Annotated in this window: 35 protein-coding genes and 1 pseudogene; 18 read left to right on the top strand and 18 right to left on the bottom strand. The window is 40.1% G+C overall.

The features are described from left to right. Positions 1-180: 180 nt before the first annotated feature. From DK858_RS00545 to DK858_RS00470, 17 genes are all read right to left on the bottom strand, one after another. Positions 181-519 carry a hypothetical protein gene (locus DK858_RS00545; RefSeq protein ID WP_109395771.1) on the bottom strand — a complete coding sequence of 113 codons (339 nt, stop codon included), beginning with the start codon at positions 517-519 and terminating at the stop codon, positions 181-183. A gap of 32 nt (positions 520-551) precedes the next feature. Continuing rightward, positions 552-1,004, bottom strand: a complete 453-nt coding sequence (gene ssb / locus DK858_RS00540; protein WP_109395770.1) for a single-stranded DNA-binding protein — start codon at positions 1,002-1,004, stop codon at positions 552-554. Then, positions 1,004-1,618, bottom strand: coding sequence for an ERF family protein (locus tag DK858_RS00535; protein ID WP_109395769.1), 615 nt, complete (start codon positions 1,616-1,618; stop codon positions 1,004-1,006). Before DK858_RS00535 ends, ssb begins: the two co-directional genes overlap by 1 nt. 1 nt (position 1,619) lies before the next feature. Beyond that, entirely contained in the window at positions 1,620-1,940 is a 321-nt protein-coding gene (locus tag DK858_RS00530; RefSeq protein ID WP_109395768.1) for a hypothetical protein, read from the bottom strand. After that, on the bottom strand, positions 1,937-2,089 hold the full coding sequence (locus DK858_RS18115; protein ID WP_194294816.1) for a hypothetical protein: 153 nt from the start codon (positions 2,087-2,089) through the stop codon (positions 1,937-1,939). Before DK858_RS18115 ends, DK858_RS00530 begins: the two co-directional genes overlap by 4 nt. Further along, a complete protein-coding gene (locus DK858_RS00525; protein WP_228407131.1) occupies positions 2,086-2,523 on the bottom strand; it encodes a class I SAM-dependent methyltransferase in 438 nt (145 codons plus the stop codon). The genes DK858_RS18115 and DK858_RS00525 overlap by 4 nt, the downstream gene beginning before the upstream one ends. A 32-nt stretch (positions 2,524-2,555) precedes the next feature. After that, on the bottom strand, positions 2,556-2,819 hold the full coding sequence (locus tag DK858_RS00520) for a hypothetical protein (RefSeq protein WP_109395767.1): 264 nt from the start codon (positions 2,817-2,819) through the stop codon (positions 2,556-2,558). Between the two features lie 7 nt (positions 2,820-2,826). Continuing rightward, positions 2,827-2,982, bottom strand: a complete 156-nt coding sequence (locus tag DK858_RS18110) for a hypothetical protein (protein WP_194294815.1) — start codon at positions 2,980-2,982, stop codon at positions 2,827-2,829. 53 nt (positions 2,983-3,035) lie between these two features. Then, the gene (locus DK858_RS00515; protein WP_109395766.1) at positions 3,036-3,605 is read right to left on the bottom strand and encodes a hypothetical protein; all 570 of its coding nucleotides are present in this window, start codon (positions 3,603-3,605) and stop codon (positions 3,036-3,038) included. Between the two features lie 81 nt (positions 3,606-3,686). Beyond that, a complete protein-coding gene (locus tag DK858_RS00510) occupies positions 3,687-3,911 on the bottom strand; it encodes a hypothetical protein (RefSeq protein WP_162556646.1) in 225 nt (74 codons plus the stop codon). A gap of 31 nt (positions 3,912-3,942) precedes the next feature. Then, on the bottom strand, positions 3,943-4,131 hold the full coding sequence (locus tag DK858_RS00505) for a hypothetical protein (RefSeq protein ID WP_109395764.1): 189 nt from the start codon (positions 4,129-4,131) through the stop codon (positions 3,943-3,945). Between the two features lie 36 nt (positions 4,132-4,167). Then, positions 4,168-4,443 (bottom strand): hypothetical protein, encoded by a 276-nt coding sequence (locus DK858_RS00500; RefSeq protein WP_109395763.1) that lies wholly within the window; start codon positions 4,441-4,443, stop codon positions 4,168-4,170. Between the two features lie 16 nt (positions 4,444-4,459). Next, positions 4,460-4,648 carry a hypothetical protein gene (locus tag DK858_RS00495; RefSeq protein WP_109395762.1) on the bottom strand — a complete coding sequence of 63 codons (189 nt, stop codon included), beginning with the start codon at positions 4,646-4,648 and terminating at the stop codon, positions 4,460-4,462. 208 nt (positions 4,649-4,856) lie between these two features. Further along, complete coding sequence (locus DK858_RS00490) at positions 4,857-5,162, bottom strand: hypothetical protein (RefSeq protein ID WP_109395761.1); 306 nt, start codon at positions 5,160-5,162, stop codon at positions 4,857-4,859. 2 nt (positions 5,163-5,164) lie between these two features. Further along, the gene (locus DK858_RS00485; protein WP_109395760.1) at positions 5,165-5,488 is read right to left on the bottom strand and encodes a hypothetical protein; all 324 of its coding nucleotides are present in this window, start codon (positions 5,486-5,488) and stop codon (positions 5,165-5,167) included. Between the two features lie 492 nt (positions 5,489-5,980). Then, positions 5,981-7,012 carry an SDH family Clp fold serine proteinase gene (locus DK858_RS00475; protein ID WP_080974777.1) on the bottom strand — a complete coding sequence of 344 codons (1,032 nt, stop codon included), beginning with the start codon at positions 7,010-7,012 and terminating at the stop codon, positions 5,981-5,983. A gap of 74 nt (positions 7,013-7,086) precedes the next feature. Then, positions 7,087-7,797, bottom strand: coding sequence for a LexA family protein (locus tag DK858_RS00470; protein WP_109395759.1), 711 nt, complete (start codon positions 7,795-7,797; stop codon positions 7,087-7,089). A gap of 95 nt (positions 7,798-7,892) precedes the next feature. Here DK858_RS00470 and DK858_RS00465 point away from each other — a divergent pair, with 95 nt between their 5' ends. From DK858_RS00465 to DK858_RS00440, 7 genes are all read left to right on the top strand, one after another. Beyond that, positions 7,893-8,078, top strand: coding sequence for a Cro/CI family transcriptional regulator (locus tag DK858_RS00465; RefSeq protein ID WP_109395758.1), 186 nt, complete (start codon positions 7,893-7,895; stop codon positions 8,076-8,078). Between the two features lie 145 nt (positions 8,079-8,223). Beyond that, positions 8,224-8,565: a CII family transcriptional regulator gene (locus DK858_RS00460; protein WP_109395757.1), complete on the top strand. Its 342-nt coding sequence runs from the start codon at positions 8,224-8,226 to the stop codon at positions 8,563-8,565. Positions 8,566-8,757: 192 nt separating this feature from the next. Then, positions 8,758-9,690, top strand: coding sequence for a replication protein (locus DK858_RS00455; RefSeq protein WP_109395774.1), 933 nt, complete (start codon positions 8,758-8,760; stop codon positions 9,688-9,690). Beyond that, the gene (locus DK858_RS00450) at positions 9,687-10,361 is read left to right on the top strand and encodes a replication protein P (RefSeq protein WP_109395756.1); all 675 of its coding nucleotides are present in this window, start codon (positions 9,687-9,689) and stop codon (positions 10,359-10,361) included. Before DK858_RS00455 ends, DK858_RS00450 begins: the two co-directional genes overlap by 4 nt. A gap of 19 nt (positions 10,362-10,380) precedes the next feature. Continuing rightward, positions 10,381-10,698: a hypothetical protein gene (locus tag DK858_RS00445; RefSeq protein WP_109395755.1), complete on the top strand. Its 318-nt coding sequence runs from the start codon at positions 10,381-10,383 to the stop codon at positions 10,696-10,698. Next, entirely contained in the window at positions 10,685-10,900 is a 216-nt protein-coding gene (locus DK858_RS18000) for a Lar family restriction alleviation protein (protein WP_162556650.1), read from the top strand. The genes DK858_RS00445 and DK858_RS18000 overlap by 14 nt, the downstream gene beginning before the upstream one ends. Then, on the top strand, positions 10,857-11,300 hold the full coding sequence (locus tag DK858_RS00440) for a recombination protein NinB (RefSeq protein WP_109395773.1): 444 nt from the start codon (positions 10,857-10,859) through the stop codon (positions 11,298-11,300). The genes DK858_RS18000 and DK858_RS00440 overlap by 44 nt, the downstream gene beginning before the upstream one ends. A 90-nt stretch (positions 11,301-11,390) precedes the next feature. Here the strand turns inward: DK858_RS00440 and DK858_RS18410 are convergent, their stop codons facing one another. Continuing rightward, positions 11,391-11,516, bottom strand: a complete 126-nt coding sequence (locus tag DK858_RS18410; protein WP_267128358.1) for a hypothetical protein — start codon at positions 11,514-11,516, stop codon at positions 11,391-11,393. Positions 11,517-11,526: 10 nt separating this feature from the next. Between DK858_RS18410 and DK858_RS18535 the strand changes: the two genes are divergently transcribed. The 11 genes and pseudogenes from DK858_RS18535 (at position 11,527) to DK858_RS00385 (ending at position 16,286) form a co-directional block, all read left to right on the top strand. After that, positions 11,527-11,676: a protein NinF gene (locus tag DK858_RS18535; protein WP_458368147.1), complete on the top strand. Its 150-nt coding sequence runs from the start codon at positions 11,527-11,529 to the stop codon at positions 11,674-11,676. Continuing rightward, positions 11,642-11,932, top strand: coding sequence for a DUF1364 domain-containing protein (locus DK858_RS00430; protein WP_063108505.1), 291 nt, complete (start codon positions 11,642-11,644; stop codon positions 11,930-11,932). Before DK858_RS18535 ends, DK858_RS00430 begins: the two co-directional genes overlap by 35 nt. Then, positions 11,929-12,294: a RusA family crossover junction endodeoxyribonuclease gene (locus DK858_RS00425; protein WP_109395753.1), complete on the top strand. Its 366-nt coding sequence runs from the start codon at positions 11,929-11,931 to the stop codon at positions 12,292-12,294. The genes DK858_RS00430 and DK858_RS00425 overlap by 4 nt, the downstream gene beginning before the upstream one ends. Continuing rightward, positions 12,284-12,499: a hypothetical protein gene (locus tag DK858_RS00420; protein ID WP_004247744.1), complete on the top strand. Its 216-nt coding sequence runs from the start codon at positions 12,284-12,286 to the stop codon at positions 12,497-12,499. Before DK858_RS00425 ends, DK858_RS00420 begins: the two co-directional genes overlap by 11 nt. After that, positions 12,496-12,999, top strand: a complete 504-nt coding sequence (locus tag DK858_RS00415; protein ID WP_104731779.1) for an antiterminator Q family protein — start codon at positions 12,496-12,498, stop codon at positions 12,997-12,999. The genes DK858_RS00420 and DK858_RS00415 overlap by 4 nt, the downstream gene beginning before the upstream one ends. A 454-nt stretch (positions 13,000-13,453) precedes the next feature. Continuing rightward, positions 13,454-13,759, top strand: coding sequence for a phage holin family protein (locus tag DK858_RS00410; protein ID WP_049199107.1), 306 nt, complete (start codon positions 13,454-13,456; stop codon positions 13,757-13,759). Further along, positions 13,756-14,148, top strand: a complete 393-nt coding sequence (locus tag DK858_RS00405) for a M15 family metallopeptidase (RefSeq protein ID WP_109395752.1) — start codon at positions 13,756-13,758, stop codon at positions 14,146-14,148. Before DK858_RS00410 ends, DK858_RS00405 begins: the two co-directional genes overlap by 4 nt. After that, positions 14,145-14,522 (top strand): hypothetical protein, encoded by a 378-nt coding sequence (locus DK858_RS00400; protein ID WP_109395751.1) that lies wholly within the window; start codon positions 14,145-14,147, stop codon positions 14,520-14,522. The genes DK858_RS00405 and DK858_RS00400 overlap by 4 nt, the downstream gene beginning before the upstream one ends. Further along, positions 14,410-14,673 (top strand): Rz1-like lysis system protein LysC, encoded by a 264-nt coding sequence (lysC, locus tag DK858_RS18530; RefSeq protein ID WP_109395750.1) that lies wholly within the window; start codon positions 14,410-14,412, stop codon positions 14,671-14,673. The genes DK858_RS00400 and lysC overlap by 113 nt, the downstream gene beginning before the upstream one ends. A 107-nt stretch (positions 14,674-14,780) precedes the next feature. Beyond that, entirely contained in the window at positions 14,781-14,981 is a 201-nt protein-coding gene (locus DK858_RS00390) for a hypothetical protein (RefSeq protein WP_311749809.1), read from the top strand. Positions 14,982-15,599: 618 nt separating this feature from the next. Continuing rightward, a pseudogene (locus tag DK858_RS00385) lies at positions 15,600-16,286 on the top strand (Rha family transcriptional regulator). The last annotated feature ends 4 nt before the right edge of the window (positions 16,287-16,290 follow it).

Raw genomic sequence — 16,290 nt, 5'->3', positions numbered from 1 at the left:
GCAATTAACCCATTCCGATTTATCGCTTTCACAAATAATGTTTTCTTTAATTGCAGTGTCGATAACTTGCTCTTTGGTTTGACTGCCTCGCATCATCAAAATAGTTTCGTCATTAGAATTTAGTAAATCTACTGTTTGCTTTTTCATATCTATCTCCTGTTTGCATCCTTGCACTGAGTTCTAATTCCAATTAGAGATTTCTTCTTCGATTAAGTCGTCTATTTCGTCGTTAGTGACTTCTTCGTTGAGAAACAAACGTGCTTCGGTAATATATTTTTCTCGGTTATCTTCAAAGAACTTTGAAAACTCAGGTGACCATCCATGGCGTTTACCATCAAAATCAACGTGAGCATTACCCTCTGCCATGTTTAGGATCATCATGTCAGCAGTAATCACGCCAGATTCACGACAAAATCCCTTTAAGTCGCGTTTTCTGAAATAAGGTGAAACCTTAGAATCACAAACACTCTTGAATCGTTGCTTCCATCTCTGAATGCAACGACCGTGTAAACTTTTCATGGTTATATCCTTTGGTTAAACGGGTAGGGTAGTTAGAAGGGTATTTGATCATCCCAATCTTGAGGGGGTTCGTTTTGTGGTGCTTGCGGTTGATGCGCTGATTGCTGTGTCTTCTGGCTTCCCGCCTGATTACCACCGTTACCGCCTAGCATCTGCATTGTTCCACCAATATTGACCACTACTTCCGTTGTGTATCGGTCTTGCCCGCTTTGGTCTTGCCATTTTCTGGTTTGCAGTGAGCCCTCGATATATACCTGACTTCCTTTTTTCAGATATTCACCTGCAATTTCGGCTAATTTTCCGAAGATGCATACTCGATGCCACTCAGTTTTTTCTTTTATTTCACCGGTTTGTTTATCGCGCCACGATTCCGATGTGGCCAATGTGAGATTTGCAACAGCGCCACCACTCGGCATGTACCGAATTTCAGGGTCCTGCCCCAAATGACCAATGAGAATACATTTATTCACGCCTTTACTTGCCATTATGCAGCTTCCTTAAGTTCTTTAATTCGAATGCCTGTTACACGTTCACATTCCTTTTGTGATTCAGTACCAGCCAATGCATTCCATGCTTTTTTGTACTCATCCATGATTTGTGACTGATTCGTAGCCGTGCCAAGGAAGTTAGTGTAATCAGCTAACACCTGCTCTGCCGTCCGTGGCGCCACGTTATGAATTTCCGCATCTGCATCAATTGCTGTTTCTTCTGTTGGAATACAGAACGCTTGAAATGCCGCGTATTTATATGCAATCGACATGGCTTTATTTGTGGCTTTATCTCCGCTATCCATAGCCTCACCATAAGTCACTACCGTGTGCTTACTGCCATCTTCCGTGGCAACAAAATCAAATTCAGCCTTAACCACAACGTAGAATAGCTGACCACCTCTTTGCGTTTGTCTTTCCGTGACTGAGCGTTCAATGATCCGTGGAAGAATAAGCAATCCATGCTTAACTAAAGCTGGTGCAAGAGCGTTATATACAGCGTCAATCCCTCTGAACATAAACCCTTGCTGTTTATTTTCACTTCCTTTCTTTATTCCTGTTTCAGCCATTTCCTTGGCTACATTGCTAATCGCTTTATATACAGCAGTCATGTTAATCTCCAAGATACTGACCTTGACGCCGATCGCTTCCGTAGTAATCGATTTCAATATTGCGACTAGATACAGAATTCCTTTCTGCATCGCGTAATACCTGAATGTGAGGCGGTAGAGGAGGGTGATTTTTCGATGCGTCCAAGTTCATGTGTAGCAGTTCCATTGCTAATCGCTTTTCTCTCTCCTTCACGCTCGTATTTGGCAAATGACCCTCAATCATTGCAATAGCTTGAGCCAGAGCTTCCTCTCTGTTTTTTGCTAATGACGGTGATGCTAATTGAGGGTATTTATCGGTAGGGTAAGAGTTAGAAACGTTCATTGAAAATCTCCTGAAAAATCCTTTGTTGGTATCGACAGTCCTTGTCGTCCTAACACTTCCGTTTGATACATAAATTCATCGTGTTCGCGTTCCTGCGATTCTTTACGCTTCCTGCGTAATTCTTCTAACCATTGCTTTGAGTTGCTCATAACTCCTCCTTAATAAACAGCACCCAATGCGTTTTATCGTTCTTACCGACACGCTGTACTATTGTTGGTTTTTGGTCGGTTAGCGCTAAAACTTGCTTGGTAGGTATTTGCGTTTCATTCCACTTGAATGCCAATGTTCCGTTTGGCTTGAGCACTCTAAATGCTTCACTAAATCCTTTTGATAAATCGTCTTTCCATGACTCTTTATTTAATCGCCCATACTTTTTAAACATCCATCCGTTGTGGCCAACCCTGATTAAATGAGGTGGGTCGAATATAACTTGATAAAATGAACCGTCAGGAAAGGGGAGGTTTTTAAAATCAGCGATAATGTCTGGTGTGATATTTAGCTTCCTGCCATCACATAAAATATGCTTCTCTGCGCGGATGTCGCTGTAAATTGCTCGGTTATCTTCCTTGTCAAACCAGAACATGCGACTACCACAGCACATATCTAGAATCTGAGTCACGCAACTCTCCTTAGCTTAGAAACTCTCAATATCCTGTTAATAAAGGCTTCCTTGCCTATCGCATTGATAATCCGTTCAAGCGATTCATCGTCACAATCGAGCACATATTCCATCGTCTCAACTGAGTCAATTTCCGTTAACTTAGCCAACTCACTGAAACTTCCTGTCTCAATACTAAGCTTGCTACTTTCGTCAAATTCCATGACTGTTTTGCCGTCTACTACCCGAGTTCCGTTCGAGTAGCTGTATGAAATTTGCATAATCACCTCAACTTACAAATGTCGGTATTACGCCAACGGTTGTCACAATGACCACAGCCAAACTGAACAACCATGGGCTTGTACGTTTATTCTTACGTGCTTGAGGCGTAGTGATACGCACCGCCATGCAATCACGCATAGTGATGTAATAGTTAGTTTTCATTGTTACCTCGCTAGGTGAGCGATAGGGTGGTTATCTGGTGTTGGTGCGGTGGGTTACTTGTGTTCGAGTGCGTTTTGATGCTGTGCTGTCATTACAACCATTTCAGCAAACTTATCAGAGACATTTTTTCGAATTCCAGCGTTGACAGCTTCCGTGATTTGTCGATCAATATCCTTATTGATACCTTTTAATTTTTCCTGAACGACATCTTTAACTCGTTTATCTGTTAGCCATGTAATTAATCGCGTCCCACTTCCATAACCATCGGTAAAACTTCCATTATCATTAACTTTCTTCTCCAGCAGATTATCAAAGGTTCGTTTAATAAGGTCGGTGATTGTAAGGCAATCTTGCACATCACCCCATTTATCGGTAACAGTTACTTCTTTTTCTAGCCACTCATCGGCAAATGTAATCGCTTTTTGCTCAATTGCTTTTTTCGCAGTTGTGATAGAATCATTGATGGCTTGATTTATTTGTTCGGATGCTTGCTTTTCTACTTTATCCAAACACTGCTTGGAAATTGCACTTTTTACACCCTGTATAATTTGATGTTTAACTTCTTCATCAATATTTCCATCTTCTTCTAACCAATCTAAATCTACTGTGATATTCAATTTCATAATTAATTCCTTATGTGCGTATTCCTCACTATTAATAGCGATATGAATGATTAAGTGATGGGTTACTGCTGACCGAGGGCTTTAGAGTTTTGCTACAACTTCGTCATAATTGACTTCAAAATCTTCGCAGGTTTCTTTCAGGTCGTTAAAGTTAATTGCGTGATTTAAGGCGCTAACTTCATCCTGAGTTAGTTGTTCATCTCGGTAGTCATTAAATCCAACTGATAACAATTTACCGCCTAGTATCTCCATTCCTGCATTAACAGACGGCTCCTTGCCATCTTCATACTCAACTACGAATGTCATTTTTCCCATGTCATACTCCCTCCGTTATTAACTAGAGATACTCAAGCTCCCAAGTGGGATGATAGATATCTGCATAATCATCGCCATCCATTTTTATTTTCAGGCTAGCTGAGTGAACTCCAACTATTGTCCCTTCTTTTGAACCATTACCGAATGTATATCGAACACGGCCGCCTTTTTTAATGTTTAAGCCGTAAGTCTCATTTATGTAATCGAACATATCTCTATCTCCCTCCGTTATTAACTAAACACGATGCTAATCATCAAGCTTGAGTTTTTGAATTAAGTTACTCACCGCGGTATCTACTGCTTCCTGATCGATGGTGTCGAATAGCTTGTTGCGTGCTTCTTCCGCTTCATTAAAGCTTTCCTCATCATCGTCGTCGTAATCTATCCACAATCCAAAATCGACAGCGAAAAGTTTCTCTGGCCAGCAATATTGCACCCCGATTTTTGACTCATCGGCGTCATGTGCTTTCTTGATTAGAATCTGACGCCCATGTGACTCAAATTCCTTAAACCATATTTCCATCTCTATCTCCTATCTATTAATCACCAAGCCATTCAAGGTATTGCATCTCTTGAATAACTCGCTCGTCTGTTGGCTCTCTATTCTCTTTATTGCATTCCTTGCAATTGGTTGCCGCTACTGGTTGCCCCATACAGCCACATTCACGACCAGAGCAACAGGTAATAAACTCAATGCCATCTTGGCAATATTTATTGCTACATTTCATTGTAGCTCCTATCTATTAATCAACTCACCACAGCCCACTAAGTAATAAGCTCTGGTTAGTTGCCTGATGCGCTCAGGCTAGCAAGCCAGCTTACATAAATCCTCCTGTTCAAACGGTGCTTTTTATTAGGCGAGACCGATTTATCGCCTTTGGTTTGTTGGTCTAAAAAAGCTATCTCACCACAGCCCACATAATGGACTGTAATTAGTTAACTAACTTTCACTCCGCCGTGCTTTTCAATCAAAGCAATAACAACCTCTTTTGGAACGTATGGATAAACCGTTTCTGTAAAGCAATCATCACATTCTGCATAGGCGTTTATTAGTTGGTCATCCTCAGATGGGAATCCAAGTTCATAGCTGTCATAAAGATCATAAGATGGCAGGTCTTGACGCGGTGAACAGTAGTGCCCATAACTTGCTTGAATACTTACATAATATCCATCATTGCAGTGAACCCGCTTACATAGAAAACCATCCGTTCTACTGCTATTCATAAATTCAAATAGCGTCATATCTACCCCCTCGCCGTAACACCGAACTCACTGCTCGGCTGTTTTGTTTTAACTCCTGAAAATACTGCTACATTAGGTAAGCAACAGTTATCTCCACTTGGATAATGCTTTGTTGGTTTGAGAGAGAGAACAGAGCGTTCTTTCTTCTCTTTCACTGAGTTAGCTTTAGTAATTTCTTCTTCTTTCAGTTTGTTAGCTCTGAAAGTTGCATATCTAGCGTATTGACGCGCTTTATATGAATTACTGTTTACATGCTTAACTTCTACTTGTTTACGTTCACCTGCTTTCTTAGGTGACGTTTTTAACGGTTGAATATAAGTTGTCATGTTGCCTCCTCTGAATAAGTTTTAGTGATTGGTAGTAGGTAATTACTTCCTACTTGCGTGATGGGACTCGAACCCACAACCCCAGCTTTATGGCCTCGCTCTACCGTTGAGCTACACGTATTCACCAATCCCAAAACTCACTCAGTGAAATGTTGGACAAGATGTCATTGTCCGTACTGCTATATTTTTAAAGAGCGTGGCTTGCTTATGTATCTTGCTTGCCGTTGATGTGATTAAATATAACCAGCGGTGATTTATAAGTCAACACCGCAGGTGATAATAATATAACTGGCGGTGTTAATTTATTGTATTTTCAGATAATTTATTTTCAAATAAATCTCAGATTGGAATGCAGATCACTTCTTTGGAGGGGAGATGGTACAAAAAAGCCCTCGCGGAGAGGGCTTTTTATTGTATTTGTATATAGAAAACCCTCGGCTATGCCAGGGGATATTTATTTTATTTTTTTACAGATAATAATGCCTATGACTTTCATGAAGTTTTTCTTTTACTTCTCGGTTTTCGGCTTTCTTCAGTTCCTGATTCATTTCCTTGTTCTGAGTGCTCACTATTTTCACCAGATCTATCTCCGGTTGGTTCGCTCTCGACAGCGTCTGATTCAATGTCATTATTTCTGTTGTCATTTTCTTGATTCTCGGTTTTTGGTGTTTCGTCAGCAGTTCTTTTTAGAAAACTTTCAAAATCTGATACGAAAGGTGTGCCACCAATTATATTTGGGTCTTTTATGATCCATTGGCTAATCATATTATAAACATTTGCTGACAATCCATCAGGACAGTTTACATTATTGAAAAGATCTTTGGCCTCACTTCTATCTATTACAAATCCATGTGATGGATAGTTAACTATTAATTTAGTTAGTGATCCTTCTTTCAGGTTATTAGATTTTTTTGTTAATCGCTCACCGTAAGATAATGCAATTCCCATAGCTCTTTGATGTTCACCAATTTTATGTGGATCAATTTGGCTAGCTATTGGCTGGTATAAATTACTAACTAATTCTGATGCTATGTCTGCTGATAGTCTAGTGCTAATTCCTCTGCCATATTTTATATCAGTGAGATATTGTCTAAAGGCCGATAAAGTGCGTGATTCTAATTGATCTACAGCTTTAAAGATATCAAGAGTTGAGCTAGACTCTCCCATTTCATCAGCTTTTCTTAGTTGTATATCAAGAGGTCCTAATTCACCTCGGTCACCAATAATTAGGTTATCAGCAGAAATAACAGCTAATGTTCCTGCGCTCTTACATAAGCTTGGCACAAGAACTGATACATTTCCAGTATAATAATGTTGCAGAGCTCTACCAATTCTATATCCTGCATCAGGATCGCCGCCATAAGTAGAAATACATAAAATTACATGTTCACGCTTTTTATTGGCAGTTATTCTATTTTCAATTTCTGTTGATAATTTGTTGTATCCAGCCCTTGTTATGTCCCCTATGTACACATAAACATCAGTATCATCAATAGTATCATGGACACCAGTATCTTTTTCCATATTATATTCCTTTGTGTATAAACCAGATCCCATTTGGTGTGTAGAAAAATAAATATAACTAATACCTTATTGTATTAAAACGTGTCGTCAGGCCATTGTGACTTGATTACTTTACCTATGATTGTGCAGTTACCGTTAATAGGGATCAGGTCATAGCGTGGGTTTAATGGCTCTAGATACTCAACTCCGCCTTCTCTAATCAATCGTTTGAATGTGAACTCATCATTTAGCAAACGAGCGACACAGAAATCTCCGAACTCTACTTCTTCCTCAGGATCAACCAGAATTAGCATTCCTTCAGGAAAACTTGGCTTACCTCCTGGTGGTGCTGTCATTGATTGACCTTCAACCTCTAACCAGAAAGAACGCTCACTGGCTTTCTTAGCTGTTGGTATCCACGACACAGCATCTTTCTGAGTGTATGAGTTAAATTCTGTTGAGAAAGCACCAGCCTGTACCTTCGTGAAGAGAGGGTATTGATATTTCTCATCCATGCTTGGTGTTTTTAATGGGCTGACAGCCTTAAACATGCCTCTAATTTCTTTAGCTAGTGATGGGCTAAATTCATCAACAGTAACTTGTAACGCCTCAGCTAACTTTGCTGCGTTTTCTATGTTTAGAGCGTTTACTCCATTCAATAACTGAGCAACAGCGCTCTGCCCCATGCCGATTGAATCGCCTAGGGTTTCTTGTGATAAGCCAAGCTCTTTCTTTTTTGCCTCAAAGATATTTTTCAGGCGAAGAGCGTCAGCTTTTTGTTCTTCAGTGATCGGTTTCTTTTTCATACTGCAATTTTATTACCAAATGGAATATTTACCAATCACCGCAGGTGTTGACTATTTTATCACTTGCGGTGATAATAATTAAAAAAGGAGAAACTATGGAAAGAGTCCCATTAACTAAATTTGCTACTGAGCTAGGACAACACAAAACAGCTGAATTGTTAGGTGTTAGGCAAAGCGCGATAAGTAAAGCAATTTTAAAGAAAAGAAATATTTTCATTATCAGAAAACAAGATGGAACAGTTGAAGCAGAAGAAGTTAAACCGTTTCCATCTGGTAAATAACTACCATCACGCTCTTTAAAAATTCACGCCATGCCTTTTGACTTCAATCGGCAAATTGTTATCAACAATCCGCTCATATGGAATGAGCCACGGATCATTACTGCTGTTCCCAATATGGGAAGTAATCTAAGAAGGAATTTAACAAATGGAACTATCAAACGAACGCAAATTTCGAGAAATCGAATCAAAAATCATGAAAGGGATACTTGTTACTGGCGCTAGAGAAGTAGCGAAAAGAACGGGTATTCACGAATCACAAATATCTCGCTGGCAATCTCAACAATCCAAAACGCAATTAAGCTTCATACAACGTTGTGCAAGGCTTTTAGTTGCTATTGGGTATGAGACACCAGATGACACAGTGATATTGCAAGGTGATGAGGCTAGAGCGTTAATTCAGATGCTTGAACATGTCAAAGCACCAAAAAGAAAAACCTCAACCACGGCGAATGGTGAGGTTTCTCAACAAATGGACTTAACCATTTAACTTAACAAATACACTGTATCAATAACCAGTATTAAAGGGAAGCTGATTTTGAGCTTTCCTTTTGCTGATACAGCTAATTAATGGAGTAATTATATATGAATTCTGTTTACTTAACAAACAGATATGGAGGTCGTGGTGAATACAGCTAAATTCTACGATCTTGGTGTTGCAAGACAACAAAGGAGCAACAGGGTGGAAAACCAGAAACTAGGTTTCATCCCGTTGTACAGGAGCATAAAAAATAAGTCATGGGCTAAAGATGTTTATCTTAGAGCACTGTGGGAAAACTTATTGTTAGAAGCTCAGAGCGAGCCATACACAGCCAACTACAAAGGTCATATATGGCATTTAAAGGCTGGTCAACTGGTTACCACTCCAGCCAATCTAGGGCTAAACCTGTGCGACAGGAACGGCAAGCCAACCAGTAGAGATACGGTTAATCGAATGCTGGCTGTTTTTGTTCGTGAAGGGATGATTTCAATCGAAGGGGAGAAGCATAAAGGTACGGTGATAACAATCACAAATTATAGTGATTATGCTCAAAATTTAGTCAGTGTACCCGCACATAAGTACGCACATAACAACGCACATGATGAAGCCATCATTCATGCACCTTTAGATGGCATACCCGCACATAACAACGCACATGAATCCGCACATCATGAACAATATATATTTAATAATAAATTATTAAATGATCGTCCGAGAAAAAAATCTTCTGTGCCTCGTAAGGTAAAACCTGATGCAGCTGTGAGTTCAGAGAAAGGGGACAAATGGGGTAATGCTGAAGACCTAAAAGCTGCTCAATGGATTTACGAGAAAGTGTTGATTGTAAGTCCTACGACTAAAGAACCTAACTGGTCAGCATGGGCTAACGATGTTCGCCTGATGAGACAACTAGACGGACATACACACCAAGATATTTGCAGAATGTTTAAATGGGCTAATCGTGACTCGTTCTGGTGTAGCAACGTGTTATCTCCCGCAAAACTACGTGAGAAATGGGACACTCTGGTTATCCAAAGTCAGCAAGCTAATCGTAAACCCGCAATTAGTAACCAAATCTCACAGAAGCCCAAGATAGACTTTGATGACACAAAATGGATGGAGGGAGTTGATATATGAAATCACTTGTTACTGCCATTCAGCAACGGGATGGTAGAGCATTACAGGCAATGAGCAATTCAGCGCCATTACAGCAAACACAGCCAGTCAGAGAGCATACCGCGCAAGTATTCAATGAGTTATTCAAGCAACTTCGAGCAACATTTCCAGCGTCAATGGCGAACTTCAAAGATCAGGAGGATTTAAACGAGTTTAAACGCCAGTGGACAAAAGCATTTGCTGAAAACAATATTCGAACGATAGATCAAATTAACGCAGGGATGAAAATTGCCAGACAGCAAGAGAATCCGTTTCTTCCTGCTCCTGGTCAATTTATTCAATGGTGTAAACAAGGTGAATCGCTAGCTGCCGGTCTTCCTGATGAGGATCAGCTTTACGAACTCTATCGAGAATACTGCAAAATGCGTGGCTGGCGTGAAATGAAATGGCCCTCAAACGCTTGCTACTGGATGGTTACCAAAATTTACTCTGAGATGCGAAGTAAAAGCCTAACTGATAGTGAGGTTAAGAAGCTTTGCGCCAAAGAGTTGCGGATCATGACGGCAAGAATCAAATCAGGTGAAAACATTCCAGCACCAGTACTTCAAATTGAACACAAAGTCACACCAACAAGCCGTAATAAATCACTATCAATAATCGCAAGTTTGAAGCAAAAGCATGGCTTCAGATAACACGCAAGAGGATTTTTAGATGAAAGGAACAACGTTAACAGAGCTAATCCGCGCATGGGAAGATTATAAAGATATCATTTCTACACGAGCTCATATGGCGGCAGGCTACCCTGATAGGAAACGCTGGCGTGAAATAATGAGAGTTCGCAAAAGAAGGTTGGTAAGAGGTAAAAAAATAAACAGAGCTTACCGCGTAGCAAAGAAGTTAGATCATCTTGAGTATTTACAGTGGATGAATGATTTTCGCGGAAAAAAAGGCTTACCTAAAATGATTTACACATTCGGCAATTCAGGCACAGCAAAAAGCCAACGGGAGGCATCTAATGCAGGGAACTAATTGGGCAGATAGAAAATGTCATTTCTGCGAATCAGAAAAATTGGAAATCATGCAAGTATTTAACAATTCATTTGTTCAGTGTAATCACTGTGGTGCAAGAGGTCCTATTGCTGAAAATATGGAATTAGCGGTTGAGTGTTGGAATGTACGAGGTAATTATGGAGAACTTCTGTCTACACGAATCAACGAAAAAGCTATTTGATAGCAACGTAATTGAACTACTTAAATCCCACCCAAAACTCAGCGTCACCATCAAGCCTTACAAACCAAAACGAAGCCTCTCTCAAAACTCATTAAGCCATGTTTGGTACAAAGAAATCAGCGATTACTTGATTAAGTCTGGTCGTGAGTTCTGTACTGAAGCGTGGGTGAAGGAAAGTTTAAAAGCCACTTACCTTGGATTTGAAGTAACTGAGTACACCGATGTATTAACGGGTGAAAAAACGCAACGAGAGACACTTAGGCACACTTCAAGGTTAGATAAAGGGGATATGCATTACTTCTTACAGAGAGTTGAAGCGTGGGCTTCACAGTTCGGTTTAATACTAACTACTCCGGAAGATAGCGAGTATATGAAATTGAAAAGGAAACAGGAAGAATGAACCCAAAGCTAAAGCTAATGGATGACTCAGTTGATTTTGTAATCATCGGTGAGAAGTCATTTAAAAGATGGTGTGTTGTTAAGAGAGCATTTAAATACCTATTTTTATCTGTCTTTGGTAAACAGGGCGCAGTTGATTATCTTGGCGTAATGTTTCGCCTCGGGTCTGTTCATACAGCGGAACGATTGAATGAGCTAACTGGATTTGATGCGACAAGGAAAATCAAATGAAATGCATGTCATGCGATAGACCGCTAACAGATGATGAAATTTATGTGTGTGCTCAGTGCGCTGATGAATACGCTCATTTGGAAGTGATGGATAAAATCAAAGGAGAGGGAGATGGCGAACTTACGCAAAGAAGCTCGAGGCCGTGAATGCCAAATTAGAATACCTGGAGTGTGTAACGGTAATTCTGAAACTGTCGTCTTAGCTCATTATCGAATGTCTGGCATTTGCGGTACCGGAATAAAGCCTAATGATATTTTTGGTGCTTGGGCGTGTAGTGCTTGTCATGATGAATCAGATAGACGCACTCATTATGTCGATGCTGAATACGCAAAGCAATGTCATTTAGAAGGCGTTATTCGTACTCAGGACATTCTCATCAAGGAGGGTAAGATTAAGGTATGAACGAGTATCACTTAAAATTACCGTGGCCACCGAGCAATAATACGTACTGGAGGCATTGTAGAGGACGCCATTATATCTCATCCAAAGGCACTAACTATCGAAAGCAAGTAACAGATTACATCAAGCAACATAACCTAGACGTCAAAACCACTTCCCGCATCAAAATAGTCATCACAGCAAATCCCCCAGATAAACGACAAAGAGACCTCGATAACTTGCCTAAAGCCGTTTTCGATTCGTTAACTCATGCCAAATTTTGGGGAGATGATAGCCAGATTGATGATATGCGGATCCGTCGAGGTGAAAAGGTTACTCATGGCTCATTAGATATCACGATATGGGAGATAGATGATGTTCACTGACTTAATCGCAGCTATTGAAGAATGTAGGTTTAGGGCATTAACAGAGCGCACTGGTGATAAAACAAAGCGCTATTTATCAGTTATTCAATTAAATAACGGATTCATGAAAGTCGTCGAAACTGTACAGGCAAAGAGGTGTGGTAACCGGATTATGTACTCAGTCGGTTGCGATAGATATCACACAGTATTACCGGAGGCGAGATGAGCTATATCGGAGAAAAGGAATTAACAGATGAGCAGTTTCGCTGGCTTGATGGATGGTTAAATCTGTGGGGGGCGTGGGTATATTCTGGTCGTATCGATATTCGTATGATCAACATGATTTATAAATTCATGCAAACAGTAGAGCCAAGTAAAAACCCATCAAGACCTATGTGCAATGACGATGAAGGAATGTTGATTTCTCAGGTCGTAGATTCAGTCATCGCCACTGACACACAGGCTTATGGAATATTACTAAGTTATTACGCTCATGGTTCATCTAAGTTGTCGATTGCATCTTACTATCACCGAGTTGCAAAACCACGCAAAATGCAAACCAAGGGTGGCAATAGATTTAAAAAGCCATCACTTGGAACTTGCAGAAATGATGTTGATGCAAAACTCAAGGCTGCACAGTGGTTATTGTACGAACCTCTGCGAAATGCAATGAATAATCGCAAACGTGTAGCTAAAGTTAAGAAAATAACTGAACTTTGCTATTGACTTATAATATCAAATTAGCAATACTAATCAGGTAAGTTGCTTTACGTGACTCTTAAGTTTACTTACCTCATTCAAGACCTCGCTTCGGCGGGGTTTTTTGTTATCTGCAATGGTAAGGTGTCTTTTGGTGAGTAAAATCACCCTTGCACTGCATGGAGAAGGCGCCTTAACCATTGTGGAGAATGCCAAGGATGATTGGCTAACTCGCATGGGCTACTGCACTTATCAGGATAGAAGCACACACGCCATGGGGAACCTGAACGCATACACTCTCAGCGTATGCCTCCACAATTATTCCAACCATCCGGAATTACCGGATAGTTCACATTCAGAAGATCGCTTAGGCGGTCTTTTTTCGTATATGCCGACCACAGAATCAATCACAACACCTCACATTCACACAAGAGCTGTGAGTCGGCGTTCTATTAACTAATTCCTCCAGAAAGGAGGCGGTATGACACGAATGGACGAGAAAGACAAATTCAGTGCCACCGCATGGGGTGTCATATTCGCTATCTCCCTATACGGCGGATTGGCTAGATACATTATTGACAATAAACGTAACGGTTATCGGTGGAGCTGGGTAGGGGCAATTATGCAAATGTTCGTATCTGGCTTTGCTGGGATGATGGGCGGTCTTATATCAATAGAGCTTAACGCCTCATTCTATTACACGTTATTTACGGCTGGCTTATGTGGTTCCGCTGGCTCTTTAGCATTGGATTTCTTCTGGGATAAGTTTACAGGGGGTAAGAAGTGAGTAAGTTTAGATTAAGTAAACGTAGCGAAGAAAACCTCCGTGGCGTTCATCCTGATTTGGTTAAAGTAGTACATCGAGCATTAGAAATTACTGATATTGATTTTATGGTAATTGAAGGTAAGCGCAATGAATCCCGTCAACGACAATTAGTTGCAAGTGGAAAAAGCCAAACGATGAACAGTCGTCACTTAACTGGCCACGCTGTTGATTGTGCTCCATTGGTAAATAATCAGATCCCTTGGAATGATTGGTCATACTTTAAAAAAGTAGCTGATGCCATGATGCAAGCGGCGAAAGAGTTCGGCGTCGATATCGAATGGGGCGGTAACTGGAAAACATTTAAAGATGGCCCTCACTTCCAATTAACTCATAAGACATATCCAGCATGAGTACGCTAACTAAGGTATTAGCTGGTCTACTGGCAATATCTGCATTCTGGTTATGGTGGGTAATAGATGATTACGACAAACTGAGCAAAGATTACAACACAGCAACCAATCAGTTATCTAGCCAGCAATCCATTACAGAAAACGCCAACCGTACATTCAGGATTATCAACAATGTCTCATCACTTAATAGCGAAGAGCGGAATAGGTCAGCCGTGGATTCTGAAAAAGTTAAAACGGTTATCAAAACTGTTCTTGTCAATAATGATTGTGCCAATACTGCTATTCCTAATGACGCTCTTATCAGGATGCACGACTATTCAGAAAGAATACGTGCCAGTGGAACATATAGCGATACCGGCACATCTCACCGCTGATTGTCTTTTGCCATACATACCAGAACAAATGACATGGGGAGAATCATTAATGTTAAACATCTCCCTTTTATCGGTTATTGAGCAATGTAATTCAGATAAGAAAGCTATCCGCGATATCGAGTCGGCTAGAAGTACTTTAAATCTACATTAGAATGGAGTGTTTAAATGAGTAAGGCAACACAGTCAAAAAATAGCAGTGAATTGTGGAATTGGTTTGGATTGTCTTATGCATCATTTCTAGTCATGCCAAGAGTTCTCATGCATGAAATGCCTACTGAATGGCAAGATAAAATGGCAGCTTTATTGTATGAATATGATGAAACATTCGACACGTCATCTGTTTGCCATTCAGTAGTAGTGAGTGCAAAAGACAAAAATAATAGGTTTATGAAGATGCCGGGTTACATCCTGAATTATCGTCGTCCCGATCATGAAGAGATTGATAAACTCAAACTTTAGCCAACAAGAAAGCAATACGGGAAATTGAAGTAAGTAGATAAAAATAACCCTGTGAGTTTGGGCTCCCACAGGGCTTTCACTAGTATGTGTGAAAACAATAGATTACCAATATTAAGTAAGCCAATCTGTTAATAATCAACGTAAGTTTTTAGAAAACAATCGCCTCGTAATAGCGGGGCTTTTTAATGGAGAAATATCATGGCAGTAGAAGGTTCAGATAATCCAGTTAAATTCCGTGAAGAGTTGGATAAAAGCATTCCAAAAGAATAAAAAAAGCCCAGCATGGGTGCGTGGGCAAACTAACAAGATATCAATCAAAGTATAGTGATGATTACTTAGTATAGCTTAAGTAAGTATATATACCAGTTTGGTTAGATAAATCGTTTATCCATTAAGGAGAGTGATCATATCTTGACTGCTAGGAACAGACTAGAAGTGGCTTAGCTGTGTATCGCTAAGCTGCGAACTCTACGCATTTCACTCTGTGCATTCACCGCGCAATTAAAAACACTCACAGAACCTTACAGAAAGTCGAGCCTGAGAAAAACCGTTAATGGTGTTTTCTGTGGGGCGGTTATTTCTGGTGAACAGGTTCGCTTTTCTATAAGGAAATACACCATGTCTTTAGTGGAAATTAAAAAGTTTGATTTGTTAACTAGCTCTTCTGCAATTGCTGATGGAGTTAAAAAGAAACACAAAACAGTCATTCAGCTTGTTCGTCACTATGTCGATGACCTTAATGAATTCGGAAGGGTAGCATTTGAAATGCGATCCTTTGATACCGATGGTGGACGACAAAAACAACAAGTAGCGTTACTTAATGAACATCAGGCGACACTGTTAATTACATACATGCGTAATAATGATGTCGTTAGAGCGTTTAAGAAAAGGCTTGTTTCTGAATTCTTTAAAATGCGGTCTGCTTTGGCTGCTAAAAAACTAGATAGAAACACATCAAGATTGGAATACAAACCAATGACTGATGCAGTCAAGAGGTCGAGAGAGGAGCAAGGTAAGACTATTTCACCTCATCACTTCAGTAACGAGGCAGACTTAATTAATCGCATTGTTCTTGGTATGACATCTGCTAAGTTTCGTGTTCATAACGAAATAGGAAAGAAAGAACCTATTCGTGATTACCTAACTCCAGAGTAAATACATTGCGTAACTGAATTGCAAAGAGCCAACACAGTGTTTATCTCAATGGGATGGAACTTTGAACAACGAAAGGATGAATTAACTAAGTTGTTTAATAAAAACCATAAGCAACCATTACTCGATGAGATGCATAGATTGGCGGCATGAGGAT

The organism is Proteus faecis (assembly GCF_003144395.1).
GTDB classification, from domain to species: Bacteria; Pseudomonadota; Gammaproteobacteria; order Enterobacterales; family Enterobacteriaceae; genus Proteus; species Proteus faecis.
Note: the sequence above shows the minus strand (reverse complement) of the source record. Positions and strands in the feature narration are given on the sequence as shown.